The organism is Mesorhizobium sp. M0174, from assembly GCF_040322275.1.
Lineage (GTDB): Bacteria > Pseudomonadota > Alphaproteobacteria > Rhizobiales > Rhizobiaceae > Mesorhizobium.
Genome location: NZ_JAMYTB010000001.1, coordinates 1 through 17596, shown reverse-complemented (window position 1 = coordinate 17596; position 17596 = coordinate 1). Strand labels below are relative to the sequence as shown.

Below are 17596 nucleotides of genomic sequence, written 5' to 3'. Positions count from 1 at the left end.
GGGTCGTGAAATGGTGAAGGGGGCAGCGGACAGGTTTCGAGGCTCAGGAAAGCCTTTCTTGTCACCATTCACCATTCGAGCCTCTCGTGCTGGATTGGCCGCGCCGCTCCAGGCTGTGGGCAGTAACAAAACTGACATCGTTCCGACACCGCAGGTTCATGCGGCTGCGCTAGCGAGGGTCAACAGACCTTCAATTGCGATTGGACTGGAGCCTGCACCATGTCAGCTACGCTCGAAATCCGCGGCGTCACCCGCCGGTTCGGCAAGAACACCGCCGTCAGCAATGTCGACATCGCGATCCCGCACGGTCAGATGGTCGGCATCATCGGCCGTTCCGGCGCCGGCAAATCGACGCTTCTGCGCATGATCAACCGCCTCATCGATCCCAGCCAGGGATCCATCCTGTTCGACGGCGTCGAAGTCTCCGGGTTGCGCGGCTCGCCGCTCCGGCGATGGCAGCGCGACTGCGCCATGATCTTCCAGCAGTTCAATCTGGTGCCGCGCCTGGACGTGCTGACCAATGTGCTGCTCGGCCGGCTCAACCACCGCTCGACGCTGTCCAACCTGTTCGGCATGTTCTCGCGCAGTGAATGCGCCGAGGCTGTTGCCGCCCTTGAGCGTCTCGACATCGCCCGCACCGTACTGCAGCCCGCCGGCACGCTTTCCGGCGGCCAGCAGCAGCGCGTTGCTATTGCGCGTGCCATGATGCAGCAGCCGAAGGTGCTGTTGGCGGACGAGCCGATCGCCTCGCTCGATCCGCTCAACGCCAAGGTGGTGATGGATTCGCTGCAGGACATCAATTTGCGCGAAGGCATCACCGTCATCACAAATCTGCATACGCTTGATACGGCCCGCAACTATTGCAACCGTATCATCGGCATGGCCGCCGGCAAGGTTGTCTTCGACGGCCCGCCCGAAGACCTCAACCGGGAGGCCGTGCGCATGGTCTACGGCGCCGACAGCAATGGCGGCGAAATCTCCGAGGCCATCACCTCGACCAGCGTCGCCATCAAACAGAAAATCGCTGCATCCGCCGGACCGCTCGAGCCCGTATTCCCTGGCTACTGAGAACGGCCTGATCGCCCGCCCGCGTCAAAGGCACTCGTCAAAAGTTCGAACGCTCCGGCGCGAAGCCGGAACCAACAGGAGAGAGATAATGTTCAGGAAGATGGTTTTTGGCGCGGTTTCATTGCTCGCCATCGCAACAAGTGCCGCTCACGCCCAGGATATCGAGGAATTCCGCATCGGCATCCTTGGTGGTGAAAATGAAGCGGACCGGCTGCGCAACTTTCAGTGCCTCGCCGATCACCTGAAGTCCGAATTCGGCTTCGAGAAGGTCTCGCTGTTCCCGGCCGCCGACTATGACGGGGTGATCCAGGGCCTGCTCGGCGGCACCCTCGATTTCGCCGAGCTTGGCGCGTCAGGCTATGCCAGCGTCTACCTCAAGGATCCGAACGCCGTGACCCCGATCCTCACCACCCAGCAGACCGACGGCGCGACCGGCTATTATTCGATCGGCCTGGCGCTGAAGTCGTCCGGCATCACCGACATCAAGTCGGCAAAGGGCAAGAAGCTCGGCTATGCCGACCCGGATTCGACCTCCGGTTATCTGATCCCGCTGACCCAAATCCCGAAGGACACCGGCGCCTCGAACGAAACCTTCTTCGCCTCGACCCAGTTCAATGGCGGCCACGAGAACAACCTCCTCGCCGTTCGCGACGGCAAGGTCGATGTTGCGGTTGACGACTCCTCGGGCATTGGCGACTTCAAGAACGGCTACACCTCCGGCACCTTCCACAAGGAAGTCGCCAAGGGCGCCGTCGACCCCAACGATTTCGTCGAAGTCTGGCGCTCCGGCTTGATCCCGAACGGCCCGCTGGTCGTGCGCACCGCACTCGGCGGCGATATGAGCGCCAAGCTCGCCAACTTCTTCACCAGCCTGCCGGCCAAGGACAAGCCTTGCTTCGAGGCCATCGAAGGCGGCGATTTCACCGGCTACGTTCCGGTGAAGCCCGACTTCTACAGCGTCATCGTCGAAGCCCGCAAAGCCGCGATCGGCGGCTGAATGCAGTTGCAAAGGGCGGCCTTACCAGCGCCGCCCTTTTTGCATGTCCGATCATGACCATCTCAGCCACGATCCGTTCAGATGCGACCCGGCGGACAGCCGATTCCTGGCGACGGCAGACGTCCTTGCGCCGGTTCTACACGGCGCTCGGCATCGGTTTGCTGCTTATCGCGATGTGCACAGCCATGTGGTTTGCCGACGAGGCCAATGCCGGACATTTCTTCGATCGGCTGCCGCACATACTGGATTTCCTTAGCTGGCTTGTTCCCAAAGACTGGAACGACGTCTGGCGGGCGCTGTTCGACATCGCATCGCCGCACGACAAGGGCAGCCAGGAGTTCAACTTCCCGCTTGGCCGCGTCTATCTCTGGGGCGGTTTTTACCTACCCGAATATTTCGAGCTGATGCTCACCACGCTCAACGTGGCGCTGGTTTCCACTTTCATCGGCTTCGTCTTTGCGGTGCCGTTCTCGTTCATCGCCGCGCGCAATTTGACACCCAGTCCGGTGCTCAGGCTCGTCGTCAAGCGCTTCATGGAACTGCTTCGCGCCTTCCCCGAGATCGTCATTGCCGGCCTGTTCGCAGCCATCCTCTCGACTGGCCCGGTCGCGGCCATCATCGCCATCGGCCTGCATTCGATCGGCGCCCTCGGTAAGCTCTTCTACGAGATCAACGAAAACATCGACATGCGCGCCGAAGAAGGCCTGCGCGCGGTCGGCGCCAACTGGTTCGAGCGCGTGCGCTTCGCCGGCCTGCCGCAGGTGCTGCCCAATTTCATGTCCTATGCGCTGCTGAGGATCGAGATCAATGTCCGTATCTCGACCATCATCGGCGCGGTCGGTGGAGGCGGCATCGGCGAGGAGCTGAAGCTCTCCATCTCACGCGGCTTTGGCGCCAAGACGCTGGCACTGGTGCTGCTGTTGTTTACCACCATCTTCCTCGTCGACCAGTTCTCCGCCTGGCTTCGTCGCAAGCTCGTTGGCGAGCAGGCCTTCATGATGGGCGCCTGACCATGATCCCAAAAAGTGGATTCCGGTTTTTGGAAAAGATCTTGGCAAATCAACAAGAAGACTGCCCATGACCGCGATGACCGCCGATGAGATGCAGGCGATAGAGGAGCGCTTTCCCCAAGTGTTCCGACGGCCCTTGTACAAACGCTTCGGCCCGCTGGTGCTGTTCGCCGGCATCCTGCTCTACCTCGTCTATGCCTTGTGGTTCTTCAGCCTGCCGCAAGTGCTGAGGGAATCGCACTGGGAGCGCCTGCCGCTCTTCCTCACGCAATGGATCAGCTACGATCTGCAGCCGGAATTCCGTCTCGATCAGCCTCAGATCACCCCCAAATACCCGCGTTTTTCTGCACTTGGCGAAGACCCGCATCCGGACTGGGTCATCGCCAATGCCAACGGCTCCTACACCGTTCTGATCGAAGGCCGAGCCAAATCCGTCACCTTCGACAAGGCCGAGGCAACGCTTGTCGCCAATGGCCAGGCGGTGCCGGTGTCGTTGACCAGCGGCAAGCCGGTGATAACCGGCCCGGTGCCGGACTGGATCACCGCGCATGACGATGAAATCGTCGCCCGGATGGGCTTTGCCGGCGAGGTTCGCATAACCGTCGATCGCGTCAAGGTCCGCAAGCGCTTCCTCGGCTGGGCGAATTTCGTCTTCGACACACGCTCGCCCTTCTTCGGCAAGTCGCCCGGCGAGGTGGTCTCGTTGCTGATGTCCGGACCCCAGCTCAAGCCGGGCACATCGAACATTGCGCTGGCCGCGGACAATATCTGGAACAACGCCCAATGGCAGCATGGCGACGTCTGGACGAAGCTGTTCCAGACCATCGTCATGGCGTTTCTCGGCACCTTGCTCGGCGGCATCGTCGCCTTCCCGCTCGCCTTTTTCGCCGCCCGCAACATCACCCCGAGCGGCCTCCTCAGCCAGGTGCTCAAGCGGTTCTTCGATTTCATGCGTTCGGTCGACATGCTGATCTGGGCGCTGTTCTTCACCCGCGCCTTCGGCCCGGGCCCGCTGGCCGGCAGCGCCGCGATTTTCTTCACCGAGATCGGCACGCTCGGCAAAGTCTATTCGGAAGGCCTCGAGAACATCGACGACAAGCCCCGCGAGGGCATCCAGTCGACCGGCGCCAACGGCTTGCTGGTGCAGCGCTATGGCGTGCTGCCGGAAGTGATCCCGGTCTTCATCAGCCAGACGCTCTACCAGTGGGAATCCAACACCAGGGGCGCGACGATCATCGGCGCCGTCGGTGCCGGTGGCATCGGCCTGAAGCTTTGGGAAGCGATGCGCACCAACTCCAACTGGGCCAATGTCTTCTACATGGTGCTCTTGGTCCTGCTCGTCGTTTTCATCTTCGACAACATTTCCAATTTCCTGCGCCGCCGGCTGAGCAGGACGATCCACGACTACAACAGGATACAGGCCGAGCAGGGGTGACGGGTGCATCGGGCTGGCCGATCGTTATGCAACTTTCCTCCACCCGTCCTTAATATGCCTGTAGCCGTCGCGGTAGACAGCTTCCGGGCCTTCGGAAAAGTCGCGCCACACCTTGGTGGCCGCGGCCAAGTCCTTCAGCGAACGCCCGAACGCCTCGATCGTCAGCCAATCGTCGTAGCCGCTCTTGCGGATGGCGGAGAAAGTCTCCTTCCAGGGAATATGGCCACGGCCCGGCACCCCGCGATCGTTCTCCGAAATGTGGATATGGACGATGTTGTTGCGGTTGCGCGCATAGGCGCCAATCGGGTCGGCTTCTTCGATGTTGGCATGGAAGGTGTCGTACATCGCCTTGATGTGCGGCCGGTCGATCGCGTCGATATGCTCCGATAAATCGTCCATCGTGTTGAGCAGGTAGCATTCGAAGCGGTTGAGCGCCTCCAACCCGATGGTGACGCTCTTGTTGCCGGCATAGTCGCCAATGGCGCGTTGCGAAGCGATCGAACGTTTTCTCTCGGCCGCTGTCGGCCCGCTGCCGGAGAAGGCCCCGAGTGTCGAATGGAGCGGGCCGCTCAACGTGTTCGCGCCAAGCGCCTGAGCGCAGTCGATCGCCGATTTCATGTAGTCGATACCGGCTTTGCGCGTCGAGGCATCCGGCGAGATCAGGTTCATCGCCGGATCGCCCATCGCCGAGACGGCGGTGCGTTGCAGCCCGATACGGTCGAGCAGTTCGCCGAGTTTCCTGTAGTTGTCCGGCGTGCCGGAGAAGACCGGTATTTCGACGCCGTCGAAGCCGGTCGCCTTGATGTCCCTCAGCAACGGCTCGTGTTTTTTCGAGACACTGGTCGTCCACAACAACATGCACATGCCGATTTTCATCGACGCCCCCTCCCTTCATTCGCCCGATCGCCGGAGGGGTGGTGAGATTCAGGTCAGGCCGATCCGAAAGTGGTGGGTTCCAAGAGCCGGAGCGGAACGTACTTTGGTACATGAGCACCGGAAGCGCACGAAACTGGCATTTGCCAGACCGGTCTCACCTGACTATCACCACCACCCTTCAGAGCTTCGTCCATGCCCCATTCTTCTTCGACGACTTCACGCAGGCCTCGATGAAGGCCATGCCCTCGACGCCGTCCTGCACTGTCGGGAAGACGACATCCTTAGCCGGCTTCCCGCCCTTTTGGCGCGCTGCACGAATCGCCCGCGCGGCTTCCTGATAGATGTTGGCGAAACCTTCGAGATAGCCTTCCGGATGCCCTGGCGGAACGCGGCTGACGCGCCCGGCGACGGGGAGCGCGCCGGCGCCATTACGGGTAATCAACTGCTTCGGCTGGCCGAACGGCGTGTACCAGAGATAGTTCGGGTCGGCCTGCACCCATTCGAGGCCGCCCTTCGAGCCGTAGATGCGCAATTTCAACCCGTTCTCGTGGCCGGGCGCCACCTGGCTTGCCCAGATCATTCCCTTGGCCGGGTGCGACCCGCCGACCGGCTTGAAGCGCAGCAGCACATTGATGTTGTCGTCGAGCAGCCTCCCCGGCACGAAGGCATCGAGATCGGCCGACAACGAATCGAGCTCCAGCCCGGAGACGAAACGGGCAAGGTTGTAGGCATGCGTGCCGATATCGCCCAGTGCACCGCCGGCACCCGCCTGCTTCGGGTCAGAGCGCCACGCAGCCTGCTTCTGGCCGGTGGCGGCCAGGTCTTCGGTCAGCCAGTCCTGCGGATATTCCGACTGCACGATGCGGATATCGCCGAGCTGTCCCTTGGCCACCATCTCGCGTGCCTGCCGCACCATCGGATAGGCGGTGTAGTTATGCGTCAGCACGAACACCTTGCCAGTCTTTTCGACCAGCGCCGCCAGCCTCTTTGCCTCGGCTAGCGTCGTCGCTAGTGGCTTGTCGCAGATGACGTGGATGCCGGCCTCGAGAAAAGCTTTGGCGGCCGGCACGTGCACATTGTTCGGCGTGACGATGGCCACCACCTCGATGCCATCCGGCCGCTTGGCCTCCGCCTTGGCCATCTCGGCATAGGAGCCGTAGCTGCGTGCCGGATCGAGCCCAAGCTCGGCCGCCGAGGCCTTGGCGCGCTCCGGATTCGACGAGAGGGCGCCAGCAACCAGCACGAACTCGTTATCCATGCGTGCCGCGATGCGGTGCACCGCGCCGATAAAGGCGCCTTGTCCGCCGCCAACCATGCCGTAGCGGATCGGACCGCCTCCCGTTTCCGTCTTCGATGCGCCAACCACGATTTTCTCCCTCGTCATTGAAATACCCCTCCCCTTGAGGGGAAGGTGGCCCGCAGGGCCGGGTGGGGTCGGTTCATGCCGAGCCCTACGCCCAGCGACCCCACCCCGATCCGCTGCGCGGATCGACCCTCCCCTCGAGGGGGAGGGAATATCTGTGCTAGATCCCCATCATGCCGCGCAGCACCTTTTTATCGGTCGTGCCGCCGGCGAAGTCGTCGAATGCTTTTTCCGTCACCCTGATGATGTGGTGCTGGATGAAGGGAGCGCCTTCGGCCGCACCATCCTCCGGGTGCTTGAGGCAGCATTCCCATTCCAGCACCGCCCATGAATCGTAATTGTATTGGGTGAGCTTGGAGAAGATGCCGCCGAAATCCACCTGCCCGTCACCGAGCGAGCGGAAACGCCCGGCACGGTTGGTCCAGCTCTGGTAACCGGAATAGACGCCTTGCCGCCCGGTTGGATTGAACTCGGCATCCTTGACGTGGAACGCCTTGATCCGCTCGTGGTAGATGTCGATAAATTCGAGATAATCGAGCTGTTGCAGCAGGAAGTGCGACGGGTCATAGTTGATGTTGCAGCGCTTGTGGCCGCCGACCGAATCGAGGAACATCTCGAATGTCGCGCCGTCGAACACGTCCTCGCCTGGATGAATTTCGTAGCCGACATCGACCCCGTTTTCGTCATAAACGTCGAGGATCGGCGTCCAGCGTTTGCCAAGTTCGGCAAATGCCTCCTCGATCAATCCCGCCGGCCGCTGCGGCCAGGGGTAGAGGTATGGGAAGGCCAACGCTCCGCAAAACGACACCGACGCCTTGAGCCCGAGATTCTTCGACGCCTTGGCGGCGAACTTCATCTGTTCGACCGCCCATTGTTGCCTGGCTTTTGGATTGTTGTGCACCGCAGCCGGCGCGAAGCCGTCGAACTGCGCGTCATAGGCGGGATGCACCGCCACCAATTGCCCCTGCAGATGCGTCGACAGTTCGGTGATCTCGACGCCGGCATCGGCGCAGATGCCCTTCACCTCGTCGCAATAGGCCTTGGAGGAGGCTGCCTTCTCGAGATCGAACAATCGGGCGTCCCATGTCGGGATCTGCACGCCCTTGTAGCCCAGACCGGCCGCCCATTTGGTGATCGAGGCCAGCGAATTGAACGGCGCGGCGTCACCCGCAAACTGCGCCAGGAACAGACCAGGTCCCTTCATCGTCGTCGGCATCGGCATCTCCTAATGTTTCACGACCAAGCATAGCGCCGATTGAAAACAGGGCCAGCGTCTTTGGTCTCTTTGCACAGCGCGCTCAGCGCCGCTATTCTGGTATTACCAAATGCCGAAATCTGGTCAAGCCATTTGACGCGCTGCCGCAGTCCTGCAACCATGCCGAGTTAAGCCACATGTTTAAGTATAATCAATAGCATAGACACGAGCCAACGCTTGATGGCAGCACTTCTTGCCGTCCAGATGAAATTACTGTAGACCTCCCATCAAGCCCAATTGGTCGAACCAGTTTGCAAAAAAATGCTGGGACGCCTTGGGGAGGAATCATGCGGCGGCTTCGGCAGAGTGCGCCGCAGGCAAACTGGTACAGGCGATTCTGGGAAGGATAGACCATGCATCTTTCGACGCACAATTGGATGCGGGCGGAGCCGCTGGAAACGACGCTCAAGCGCATCAAGAAATTCGGCTATGAGTCGATCGAGATTTCCGGCGAACCCGAACAGTACAAGCCCAAGGAGACGCGCGCACTGTTGAACGAGTACGGCATTCGCTGCTGGGGAGCGGTGACGCTGATGCTGGGCGAGCGCAATCTCGCCGCCAAGGACCAGGGCCAACGCGAGCGGTCGGTGCAGTACGTCAAGGACGTGCTGACCATGGTCAGCGAGCTCGACGGCGAGATTATCACGCTGGTTCCCGCCACCGTCGGCAAGGTCGTGCCGGACGGCACCGAGGAAGAGGAATGGAAATGGGTGGTCGACGCCACCCGGGAATGCTTCACCCACGCCAAGAAAGTCGGCGTCAAGATCGCGGTTGAGCCGCTCAACCGCTTCGAGACTTATCTGTTCAACCGCGGCGCCCAGGCACTGGCGCTGGCCGATGCGGTCAGCCCCGAATGCGGCGTCTGCCTCGACGCCTACCACATCCACATGGAAGAATTTAACGTCTACGACGCGATCCGGCAGGTCGGCAAGCGCCTGTACGATTTCCATGTCGCCGACAACAACCGCTTCGCCGCCGGCCTCGGGCAGATCGACTGGCCGAAGATCGTCGGCACGCTGAAGGAGATCGGCTATGACGGCGCGCTGACCAATGAATTCGTCGCTCCGGTCGACCGCACGCCGGCTGCTCCCTATCCCGACATGGTCGAACGCAACCCCGTCGACATCTCGCCGGAGCAGTTGAAGTTCATTCAGGACCACGGCTCCAGCGTGCTCACGGAGAAATTCTACACCGACCAGATGCGCATCAACGCGGAAACGCTGCTGCCGCTGATCAAGTAGCCGAGCCGTTTGGAAAGAGCCCTTCCGCCTCACCGCGGCCGGGCCGAGGATGAACATGCGCATCAAAACGGTCCAAGCCTGGTGGGTCCGCATACCGATCGAAGTCGCGAAGCAGCACCGCAGCGACTTCGGTCAGGTGGCGACGTTCGACGCCGCCATCCTGCGCATCGAGACCGACGACGGGCTGGTCGGCTGGGGCGAGGGCAAGAATGCCGCCGGCAGCGCCGGCAGCTACGGCGCCCTTGTCCATTTGCTGAACTACGAGGTCGGCCCGCAGCTGGTCGGCCGCGACCCGGCTGACATCGGCGTCATCTGGGAGATGCTCTATAATGGCACGCGCCACGACAGCGCCGCTCGCGCCGGCCACGCCATGCCGCAATTGGCGCGACGCGGCATGAGCATCGCCGCTATCAGCGCCGTCGACATCGCATTGTGGGACATTCTTGGCAAATCGCTCGGCGTTCCGGTCTGGCGGCTGCTCGGCGGCCGCAAGCTGGACCGCATGCCGGCCTATGCTTCCGGCGGCTGGGCTACTGCGGAAGCCATCGGCGACCAGCTGCAGTCCTACATCACCAAGGGCGGTTTCAAGGCGCTGAAGATGCGCGTCGGCGCCATGGACGGCGCCCCACATATCTCGGCCGCTCGCGTCCGTGCCGCCAGACAGGCGCTCGGTCCCGATATAGACCTGATGGTCGACGCGCACGGCACCTACACGGTGGCCGAAGCCAAGCGCTTTATCCATCTCGCCGGCGACCTCGATCTCGCCTGGTTCGAGGAGCCGGTGATCGCCGACGACAAGCCCGGCATGGCCGAGGTGCGCGCCTGCGGTTCGATCCCGATCGCCACCGGCGAAAGTGAGGCGACGCGCTATGCCTTCCGCGACCTCGCCGTGCTCAAATCCGCCGATATATTCCAGCCGGATCCGGCCTTTTGCGGTGGCATCAGCGAGGCGATGAAGATCGGCACCATCGCCAGCGCCTTCAATCTGCGCTTTGCGCCGCATCTTTGGGCCGGCGCGCCCTGCTTCTTTGCCGGGTTGCATGTCTGCGCTGCTTCACCGGCGAGCTTCACCGTCGAATATTCGCTCGGCGCCAACCCGATGATCCACGATCTGATCGAAGAGACTGTCGAAGCAAAGGACGGTATGGTAGCGATCCCTGATAGACCCGGGCTGGGATTCACCATTTCGGAGCGGTTCCTGGAGGCGCACGCGCAACACGGCTGACATGAAAGAAAAGAACCTTCTCGCGGAACTCGCCGCCTATCTGTTCTCCCATTCGGACAAGGAGACGGGCCGCACGCCGTCGGAGCGCGAACTGGCAGAGCATTTCAGCGTCAGCCGCGGCCAGATCCGCGAGGCGCTGGCCATTCTCGAGGCCATGCGCATCGTCGAGCGACGGGCGAAATCCGGCATCTACATCGATACGAAGCAGGCGAGCGTCGAGGCGATGGCGCTGTTCGCCCGCGCCGGCCTGCCGCTCGATCCCGTCCAGATCTACGAGACGGTCGAGTTGCGCAAGATCCACGAGATCAAGGCCGCCGAACTTGCCTGTTCACGCGCCACCGAGGAGAATTTCGAGCGGCTGCGCGAGATCCTGAAGGCCTCCGAGGATCGCATCGCCGCCGGTGAAGGGCTTGCCCGGGAAGACCGCGAGTTCCACCTCGAGATCGTGCGGGCGACCAAGAACAGCGTCTTCCACAATATCTGCAGCGTCTACTACATGATGGGTGAGCTGCGCCTGCCGATCTATTTCAACGATCCCGAACGCAGCGTGCGCTCCCATGCCGAGCATATCCAGATCTACGAGGCGCTGCTGCGCCGCGACGGCAATCTCGCCCAGGCGCTGATGAGCGCCCACCTGCAAGGCGCGGAAAGCTACTGGAAGGGGCTGATCGAGGGGCGTGGGGCGGAACCGGAAAGCCCTGCGCTCGAAAAGGCCTGAAATGCCCAAGATCCTGTCAACACACAGACTGCACCCTCGTGCCGCTTCCATGCTGACCGGGGCCGGCGAACTCGTCGTTGCTTCCGCCCTCGATGCGGCCACGCTGGCCGCCGAGGCGAGGAACGCCGATGTCATCATCGTTCGCGCTCCCTTGCCTGCGGCGCTTTTCGAAGGCGCGAAGAAGCTCAGGGCCGCGATCCGCCACGGCGCCGGGCTGGACATGGTACCGATGGAAGCGGCCAATGCGGCCGGCGTGCTGGTGGCGAACGTGCCGGGGGTGAACGCGCGATCTGTCGCCGAATATGTGATGTTCGCGGCGCTGGCGCTACTTAGGCGCTTCCGTGTGTTGGACCGCGACTTGCGTGCGAAGGGCTGGCTGGCGGGCCGCGAACACACGGTGGTGGCCAGCGAGCTAGCGGGCAAGACGATCGGCATTGTCGGCCTCGGCGCGATCGGTCAGGCGGTTGGCCACATCGCCGCCCATGGGTTCGATCTGAATGTGGTGGCGACGACGCGCAGCATGCGGCCGGCGCCGGACAGGGTCGGCTTCCTGTCGATCGATGCACTCATCGAGCAGAGCGACATCATCGTTCTGTGCTGCCCGCTGACGCCCGAAACACGGGGGCTGATCAGCCGCGAGCGCATTGAGCGGATGAAGCCGGATGCGCTGCTGATCAATGTTTCGCGCGGGCCGGTGATCGATGACAACGCGCTGATCGAGGCCTTGCAGAAGGGCCGCATCGGCGGCGCTGCGCTCGATGTTTTTGCTACACAACCGCTACCGCCCAACCATCCTTATTTCGGCTTCGACAACGTCATCGTCACCCCGCACATGGCTGGGATTACCGAGCAGTCGATGATGCGCATGGGCGTCGGCGCGGCTGGCGAAGCCTTGCTGGTGCTGGCCAACAGATTGCCGGTCAATCTGCGCAACGCCGAAGTGGTCGAGCACTACCGGCGGCGGTTCCCTGCCGATTTCTGAAAGCGCCCCAATTTTCCCGAATTCGCCGGCGATGGTGCCGGCATGGCAAGCGTCACAAAATTCCTGCTGACCGCCGGCTTCTGCGTGGCGACGGCGCAAGCCTTCGCCAACGGACAGGGTAGCTACGTGTTCTGCGACAACGGCATACGCTGCGTGGCGGCACCCTGTCCATCGAACAGCGCACTCGACCTCGCAGCTGGGAAGCTCATCAAAGGCGTTTCAATCGACATCGATCGCCTGCCGCAGCAAGACAAGGCGCTCGATCTTTCAGACAAGCTCTATGCCGGCAAGGTCGTTGTTGTCGGCTCGATCGAGAACCGCACCCGGACCTTCAACGGCAAGCGGTACACCCTGCCTTGGCTGGTAGCCACCAGCATCGAACGCGCCGCCAAGGACAGCGAACGCGGCCACTGCTCGTCGCGCTGACACGCGCTATCCGATCAATTTGCAAGCAGCCCCTCCACGCCCGCTGCGATGCGCAGCAGGTGGTGGTCATGGCCATTGCGCGCCACCAGCATCAGCCCGGCCGGACGCGTCATTCCCGGCATCGGCAGCGAGATGGCTGATAGATCGAACTGGTTGGCGACCTGCGTGTTGCGCAGCAGAAGGCCTTCCGTCCTGTTGCACAGAGCCTCGTCGCTGGTCATCGACACGATCGTCGGCGCCGTCACCGGTGTGGTCGGCAGGGCCAGCACGTCGACCGACGCCAGCCGGTCATCCATCGCGGCGGCCAGCGCCGTGCGGCGGCGCATTGCCCTGATATAGACCGTGGCCGGAATGGCGGCGGCGCGCGACAATGGCCCGCTTACCCGCGGGTCGACCGGCCTCGTCGCTCCCGTCGCCAGCCAGTCGGCATGGATCTCCGCCCCTTCCATCGCCGCGATCGACGCGCGTTGGGTTGCCACGCGCAGATCGGCAAGCAGGTCGTCGATCGACAGCTCCACAAGCCGTGCGCCGCTAAGCTCTATCTTGCGCAGACACCGGTCGAACGTCGTCGCGACCTCTTCCTGCGTATCATCGAACAGCACGCCGCGCGCAATACCGATGCGCAGGCCGTCCAGCGGCAGCGGCAACAGTGCCGCCAGGTTTTCGCCCGACATCACTGCATCGGCCGCCGCACATTCGGCGACGGTGCGGGCCAGCGGACCGATCGAGTCCAGCGTGGCTGACAGCGGAAACGCACCCGCAAGCGGCACGCGCCGCGCAGTCGGCTTGAAACCGACGACGCCATTCAGCGATGCCGGAATGCGCACCGAACCACCGGTATCGGAACCGATGGAGATTTCGCTGGTGCCTTCGCCCACCGAAACGCCGGCGCCTGAGGAGGAGCCGCCCGGAATACGGCTGGCATCGCTAGCATTGCCGGGCGTGCCATAATGTGGATTGACGCCGATTGCAGTAAAGGCGAACTCGGTCATGTTGGTCTTGCCGAGGATGATTGCACCGGCCTGGCGCAACTGTTGCACGACAATGGCATCCCGCAGCGCCGGCGCTGCGTTGGCGAGCAGCAGAGAGCCGGCCGTGGTCGGCTCGCCGGCGACATCGAACAGATCCTTGATCGAGACGATCGCCCCATCGAGCGGCCCGAGCGTGACGCCGGCTTTTCGCCGCGCATCGGTAGCGTCCGCTGCCGCCCGTGCGGCTTCCGGGTAGAGCTTTACGAAAACCCTCTCATCGTCGACGCGAGCGGCAAGAGGCGAAAGAATTGCTTCGAGGTGATCGCGGGCTGATTGCATTTTTCGGTGTCGGACTCCGCGCGTTTGCAACGTCTTAAGGTAGCAGCCAGAAACTGGCCGCAGGAGACATAACCCGGCACGGTCGGATTTGCACCTGTCGAACCGAAGGAGGAAGGCCCGATGCTCTACCAAGGCAGCTGCCACTGCGGCAAGGTCGCGTTCGAGGTCGAAGGCGAGCTGACCGGAGCCGTTCGGTGCAATTGCTCGATCTGCTCGCGCAAGGGTGCACTGCTATGGGCAGTTCCGCATGAGAGCATGCGGGTGCTTGCCTGGGGCGATGATCTCGGTCGCTACAGCTTCGGCAACCATGTCATCGCCCACCGCTTCTGCCGCAGCTGCGGCATTCACCCCTTCGCCGAGGATGTCGGCGAAGGGAGCGGGCGAAGTGCCTATATCAATATCAATTGCATCGAGGCGTTGGACGTCGCCGCCGTGCCGGTCTTCGACTTCGACGGCCGTTCCGTTTAGGCCTTGGGGTCGTCGATCGGCTTGGGGCCAAGGAAGAACGCCGCCAGTGCCGCAAGCAACGTCGCCGCCGCGCAATAGGCGAAGGCGGTGGCAACGCCGGTATTGTCGACCAGCAGGCCGCCGAAGACGGCGCCCAACGCGATCGCGACCTGGAACGTCATAACCATGAGCCCACCGGCGCTTTCCGCCTGATCGGGGGCGGCCCGCACCAGCCAGGTCTGCAGCCCGACTGGGACGGCGCCGAAGGCAAAGCCCCAGCTGGCCACTGCTATTGCAGCCACGACGGGTGAAACTCCGACCACCAGCAGCAGGAGCGCCGAAAACGCGATCAGCAGGGGCGCCAGGCTGACGGCTGCCTTGAGGCTGCGTTCGGCAATGAAGCCGCCGGCAAAATTGCCGAAGAAGCCACCAATGCCGTAGGCGAGCAGCACAAGCGAGATCGTCTCGATGTCCAGCGCGGGCACCTTCTCGAGAAACGGGCGGACATAGGTGAAGCCGGCAAAATGTCCCGAGGCGACCAGCAGCACCACCAGCAGTGCCACCCTGATCATCGGCCGCTTCATCACCTCCAGCAGCGTGCGAAAACCTGCCGTACCTGCAGGCGGCAGCTTCGGAATGGTAGCCACCTGCACCAGCAGCGCCAGCGCACCGACCACGGCGGCGATCATGAACGCCGTCCGCCAGCCCCAGATGTCGCCGACATAGGCGCCGACCGGAGCCGCGCAGACCGTCGCCACCGAAACGCCGGTGAGAATGATCGACATGGCGCGCGGCATCAGCCGCATCGGAACGAGCCGCATCGCCATGGCTGCCGACATCGACCAGAAGCCGCCAAGACTGATCCCGAGCATGATGCGGGCAATCAGAAGAACGGGAAGCGAGGACGCAAACGCGGCCACCAGGTTTGACAGCACAAGCAGCACCGTCAGCGCCCACATGACCAGCCTGCGGTCCAGCCGCTTGGTGACAATAGCCATGGTCGGCGCCGCAATCGCACCAATGACGGCGGTGGCCGTTACCGCCTGCCCGGCGGCGCCTTCGGTGATGCCGAGATCCTGCGCAAGCGGCGTCAGCAGGCTGGCAGGCAGAAATTCCGCGGTCACCAGGCCAAAGACTCCGAGCGCCAGGGAGACCACCGCCCCCCATGCGGGCTCGGATCGTTCGCCGGTTTCCGATGGGTCGAGAACGGCGTCCATGACGCCTGTCGCGGGTTCGGTCATGAGGGATCTCCGATCTGGTTGCAGCGCAGCATCTGGCTGCAGTGCAACATAGGGAGTGACTGTCTGGAGTTTCCATGCTAGAAACACCATTATGCTTGACCGTTCGTCCAAAATCCCCGTCACCGGTGATCCGCTGACAGACATATTGCGCGGATTGCGCCTCGAAGGCGTCGATTACGGCCGTTGCGAGATGAAGGAACCCTGGGGCATCCATTTTCCGGCTCAGGCGGCGGCACGGTTTCATTTCATCGGCCGCAAAGGCTGCTGGTTGCTGCAGCCGTCCGGCGAATGGGTGGAACTGAAGGCGGGCGACGCGGTATTGTTGCCGCGCGGCTCAGCCCACACGCTGGCAAGTGAGCCGGGCACCGAGGCGGCGCCGATCCACGGCTATGAGGTCGAGGAAATCTGCAAGAATGTCTATTGCATGTCGAATGACGGCGTGCCCGGCTGCCGTCCGGGGACCTTGCTGTTTTTCGGCAGCATGTATTTCAATCTCGATGGCTTGCACCCCTTGCTCGGCATGATGCCGGACGTGATGCGCGCGCATGAGTTGGAAGCCTATGAGCCAGGCATCCCGCATTTGCTGGAGGCGATGGCTCGCGAGGTGACGATGGAGCGCGTCGGCTCCGGCGGCATCCTGGCGCGGCTGGCCGATGTGCTCGCCGCGACCGTCATCCGCTCATGGGTCGAGCGCGGCTGCGGCGACTCTTCCGGATGGATCGCGGCGGTGAGGGACCGCGAGATCGGCCGAGTGCTGGCCGCGATCCATCTGGAACCGAGCCGCGACTGGACGGTAGACGCTCTGGCAAAGATGATGGGCTCCTCACGATCAGGTTTCGCCGAGCGCTTCGCAACCATTGTCGGCGAAACACCGGCAAAGTACGTCACGCAGGTGCGGATGCACCAGGCGAGGCAATGGCTGGTCCGCGACCGGCTCAAGATTTCCGTCGTCGCGGCTCGTCTCGGCTACGAATCCGACGCCTCCTTCAGCCGCGCCTTCAAACGGGTCATCGGATCGCCGCCCAGCCATTTCCGGGCCGAGGAACAGGCTGATATCCGCCAGGCCGGCTAAACGTTGGCCGGGTTATTGCTCGGTGATGCAGGCCGAGCCGGCGCTGCTCTTGCAATATTTGCCGGAGGCCCCGCACCTGCCATCCGAGACTTCCACGACGGTGCCGCTCAACAACAGTTTGCAGTCGCTGGTGGACAGATTGACCGTGCCGTTGAGGTCCTTGATCTTCTTGGCGTCGACCTTCGCGCCGGCGACAACTTTCTTGGCTGCCTGCGCCTCGCCCAGATGCGCCGCCGACAATCCCATACCGGCGACGAGCAGGATCGTCGCAAAACTGCGGAACAGATTTCCCATAGCCAACCCTCCGTTTTGGGCCTCCAAATTGGGCTTGCAAAGCCCGTTTGGGACCAGAGGATCAGCCTATTCGACAAATCGGAGCATCCGCATCCCCCGTACGGGGGATGACGAGAAGACTCGAGCATTTCGCAGCCAAGCGGAATCACGTGGCGTCGCACAAATGCGGCTAAAACACATGGATAGAGCGGCATGCACGGTTCACTTTGAACGTATCCCGCTCTAGGGCAGTAAAGACGGTTGTACTTAGCCGGCGTGACGCAGGCTTATTCCGCTGCCCTTGTCGAACAGCACCACCTTGTCCGGGTTCCAGGCAAAGCGCACCGGCTGCTCTATCTGGACGTCGGTCCTCGCAGGCACGGTGGCGCGCAGCATGGCGTCGCCGACCCGCAGCGTCAGGATCTTCTCGACGCCATGGTTCTCGACGTCATGGACCCGCGCCTCGACCGGCGCGCCGGTCTCGAGATAGACGTCCTCGGGACGAATACCGAAGACGAGCGGGCGACCGTCGGTCGCCGCGCCCGTCTTGGCGCCCCCCGGGGGCGGGGCGCCCCCGGCAGACGGCAATGCGCAAGGGAGCGGCGGCAGCCCCGCCCGGCGGGTGCCGGGGTTGCCGGCGCTGAGGTTAAGCGGCGG

The 17596-nt window shown here is 62.9% G+C and carries 18 protein-coding genes; 11 read left to right on the top strand and 7 right to left on the bottom strand.

What is annotated here, in order from left to right:
• Window positions 1–219: 219 nt before the first annotated feature.
• The 4 genes from phnC (at window position 220) to phnE (NKJ13_RS00075) (ending at window position 4510) form a co-directional block, all read left to right on the top strand.
• Complete coding sequence (gene phnC, locus NKJ13_RS00090) at window positions 220–1068, top strand: phosphonate ABC transporter ATP-binding protein (protein ID WP_352737543.1); 849 nt, start codon at window positions 220–222, stop codon at window positions 1066–1068.
• A gap of 88 nt (window positions 1069–1156) precedes the next feature.
• The gene (phnD, locus tag NKJ13_RS00085; protein ID WP_352737544.1) at window positions 1157–2065 is read left to right on the top strand and encodes a phosphonate ABC transporter substrate-binding protein; all 909 of its coding nucleotides are present in this window, start codon (window positions 1157–1159) and stop codon (window positions 2063–2065) included.
• A gap of 53 nt (window positions 2066–2118) precedes the next feature.
• A complete protein-coding gene (phnE, locus tag NKJ13_RS00080) occupies window positions 2119–3075 on the top strand; it encodes a phosphonate ABC transporter, permease protein PhnE (protein ID WP_254816749.1) in 957 nt (318 codons plus the stop codon).
• 67 nt (window positions 3076–3142) lie between these two features.
• Complete coding sequence (phnE, locus tag NKJ13_RS00075; RefSeq protein ID WP_352737545.1) at window positions 3143–4510, top strand: phosphonate ABC transporter, permease protein PhnE; 1368 nt, start codon at window positions 3143–3145, stop codon at window positions 4508–4510.
• A 24-nt stretch (window positions 4511–4534) separates the two neighbouring features.
• On the opposite strand, the gene NKJ13_RS00070 is transcribed toward phnE (NKJ13_RS00075), so the two are convergent.
• From NKJ13_RS00070 to NKJ13_RS00060, 3 genes are all read right to left on the bottom strand, one after another.
• A complete protein-coding gene (locus NKJ13_RS00070; protein ID WP_352776965.1) occupies window positions 4535–5386 on the bottom strand; it encodes a sugar phosphate isomerase/epimerase family protein in 852 nt (283 codons plus the stop codon).
• 178 nt (window positions 5387–5564) lie between these two features.
• Window positions 5565–6770, bottom strand: a complete 1206-nt coding sequence (locus NKJ13_RS00065) for a Gfo/Idh/MocA family protein (RefSeq protein ID WP_352737547.1) — start codon at window positions 6768–6770, stop codon at window positions 5565–5567.
• A 139-nt stretch (window positions 6771–6909) separates the two neighbouring features.
• Window positions 6910–7965 carry a sugar phosphate isomerase/epimerase family protein gene (locus tag NKJ13_RS00060; protein WP_254816745.1) on the bottom strand — a complete coding sequence of 352 codons (1056 nt, stop codon included), beginning with the start codon at window positions 7963–7965 and terminating at the stop codon, window positions 6910–6912.
• Window positions 7966–8357: 392 nt separating this feature from the next.
• Here NKJ13_RS00060 and NKJ13_RS00055 point away from each other — a divergent pair, with 392 nt between their 5' ends.
• From NKJ13_RS00055 to NKJ13_RS00035, 5 genes are read left to right on the top strand one after another with little or no spacing between them, the layout of a single operon-like run.
• Entirely contained in the window at window positions 8358–9245 is an 888-nt protein-coding gene (locus NKJ13_RS00055) for a sugar phosphate isomerase/epimerase family protein (RefSeq protein ID WP_023675190.1), read from the top strand.
• A 55-nt stretch (window positions 9246–9300) separates the two neighbouring features.
• Entirely contained in the window at window positions 9301–10470 is a 1170-nt protein-coding gene (locus NKJ13_RS00050; protein WP_352737548.1) for a mandelate racemase/muconate lactonizing enzyme family protein, read from the top strand.
• A 1-nt stretch (window position 10471) separates the two neighbouring features.
• Window positions 10472–11188 (top strand): FadR/GntR family transcriptional regulator, encoded by a 717-nt coding sequence (locus tag NKJ13_RS00045; RefSeq protein WP_292661187.1) that lies wholly within the window; start codon window positions 10472–10474, stop codon window positions 11186–11188.
• A gap of 1 nt (window position 11189) precedes the next feature.
• Complete coding sequence (locus NKJ13_RS00040) at window positions 11190–12170, top strand: hydroxyacid dehydrogenase (protein WP_352677652.1); 981 nt, start codon at window positions 11190–11192, stop codon at window positions 12168–12170.
• Between the two features lie 42 nt (window positions 12171–12212).
• Window positions 12213–12596, top strand: a complete 384-nt coding sequence (locus tag NKJ13_RS00035; RefSeq protein WP_023675186.1) for a DUF6748 domain-containing protein — start codon at window positions 12213–12215, stop codon at window positions 12594–12596.
• Between the two features lie 14 nt (window positions 12597–12610).
• Here NKJ13_RS00035 and NKJ13_RS00030 read toward each other — a convergent pair whose 3' ends face one another.
• Complete coding sequence (locus NKJ13_RS00030) at window positions 12611–13906, bottom strand: amidase (protein ID WP_352448397.1); 1296 nt, start codon at window positions 13904–13906, stop codon at window positions 12611–12613.
• A gap of 120 nt (window positions 13907–14026) precedes the next feature.
• On the opposite strand from NKJ13_RS00030, the gene NKJ13_RS00025 reads away from it, so the two are divergent.
• Window positions 14027–14374 carry a GFA family protein gene (locus tag NKJ13_RS00025; protein WP_023675184.1) on the top strand — a complete coding sequence of 116 codons (348 nt, stop codon included), beginning with the start codon at window positions 14027–14029 and terminating at the stop codon, window positions 14372–14374.
• On the opposite strand, the gene NKJ13_RS00020 is transcribed toward NKJ13_RS00025, so the two are convergent.
• Entirely contained in the window at window positions 14371–15594 is a 1224-nt protein-coding gene (locus NKJ13_RS00020; protein WP_352737549.1) for an MFS transporter, read from the bottom strand. The two genes, NKJ13_RS00025 and NKJ13_RS00020, sit on opposite strands and share 4 nt — an antisense overlap.
• A gap of 91 nt (window positions 15595–15685) precedes the next feature.
• On the opposite strand from NKJ13_RS00020, the gene NKJ13_RS00015 reads away from it, so the two are divergent.
• Entirely contained in the window at window positions 15686–16666 is a 981-nt protein-coding gene (locus NKJ13_RS00015) for an AraC family transcriptional regulator (RefSeq protein ID WP_352737550.1), read from the top strand.
• 12 nt (window positions 16667–16678) lie between these two features.
• Here the strand turns inward: NKJ13_RS00015 and NKJ13_RS00010 are convergent, their stop codons facing one another.
• The gene (locus tag NKJ13_RS00010; RefSeq protein WP_352448400.1) at window positions 16679–16960 is read right to left on the bottom strand and encodes a hypothetical protein; all 282 of its coding nucleotides are present in this window, start codon (window positions 16958–16960) and stop codon (window positions 16679–16681) included.
• Between the two features lie 246 nt (window positions 16961–17206).
• The coding region (locus NKJ13_RS00005; protein WP_352776964.1) for a TOBE domain-containing protein at window positions 17207–17596 on the bottom strand (390 nt) is incomplete at its 5' end.

Bases quoted from the DNA above. Each gene is read 5' to 3' on its own strand.
- phnC (WP_352737543.1), top strand. From the start codon at position 220: ATGTCAGCTACGCTCGAAATCCGCGGCGTCACCCGCCGGTTCGGCAAG.
- phnD (WP_352737544.1), top strand. From the start codon at position 1,157: ATGTTCAGGAAGATGGTTTTTGGCGCGGTTTCATTGCTCGCCATCGCA.
- phnE (WP_254816749.1), top strand. From the start codon at position 2,119: ATGACCATCTCAGCCACGATCCGTTCAGATGCGACCCGGCGGACAGCC.
- phnE (WP_352737545.1), top strand. From the start codon at position 3,143: ATGACCGCGATGACCGCCGATGAGATGCAGGCGATAGAGGAGCGCTTT.
- NKJ13_RS00070 (WP_352776965.1), bottom strand. From the start codon at position 5,386: ATGAAAATCGGCATGTGCATGTTGTTGTGGACGACCAGTGTCTCGAAA.
- NKJ13_RS00065 (WP_352737547.1), bottom strand. From the start codon at position 6,770: ATGACGAGGGAGAAAATCGTGGTTGGCGCATCGAAGACGGAAACGGGA.
- NKJ13_RS00060 (WP_254816745.1), bottom strand. From the start codon at position 7,965: ATGCCGACGACGATGAAGGGACCTGGTCTGTTCCTGGCGCAGTTTGCG.
- NKJ13_RS00055 (WP_023675190.1), top strand. From the start codon at position 8,358: ATGCATCTTTCGACGCACAATTGGATGCGGGCGGAGCCGCTGGAAACG.
- NKJ13_RS00050 (WP_352737548.1), top strand. From the start codon at position 9,301: ATGCGCATCAAAACGGTCCAAGCCTGGTGGGTCCGCATACCGATCGAA.
- NKJ13_RS00045 (WP_292661187.1), top strand. From the start codon at position 10,472: ATGAAAGAAAAGAACCTTCTCGCGGAACTCGCCGCCTATCTGTTCTCC.
- NKJ13_RS00040 (WP_352677652.1), top strand. From the start codon at position 11,190: ATGCCCAAGATCCTGTCAACACACAGACTGCACCCTCGTGCCGCTTCC.
- NKJ13_RS00035 (WP_023675186.1), top strand. From the start codon at position 12,213: ATGGCAAGCGTCACAAAATTCCTGCTGACCGCCGGCTTCTGCGTGGCG.
- NKJ13_RS00030 (WP_352448397.1), bottom strand. From the start codon at position 13,906: ATGCAATCAGCCCGCGATCACCTCGAAGCAATTCTTTCGCCTCTTGCC.
- NKJ13_RS00025 (WP_023675184.1), top strand. From the start codon at position 14,027: ATGCTCTACCAAGGCAGCTGCCACTGCGGCAAGGTCGCGTTCGAGGTC.
- NKJ13_RS00020 (WP_352737549.1), bottom strand. From the start codon at position 15,594: ATGACCGAACCCGCGACAGGCGTCATGGACGCCGTTCTCGACCCATCG.
- NKJ13_RS00015 (WP_352737550.1), top strand. From the start codon at position 15,686: ATGCTTGACCGTTCGTCCAAAATCCCCGTCACCGGTGATCCGCTGACA.
- NKJ13_RS00010 (WP_352448400.1), bottom strand. From the start codon at position 16,960: ATGGGAAATCTGTTCCGCAGTTTTGCGACGATCCTGCTCGTCGCCGGT.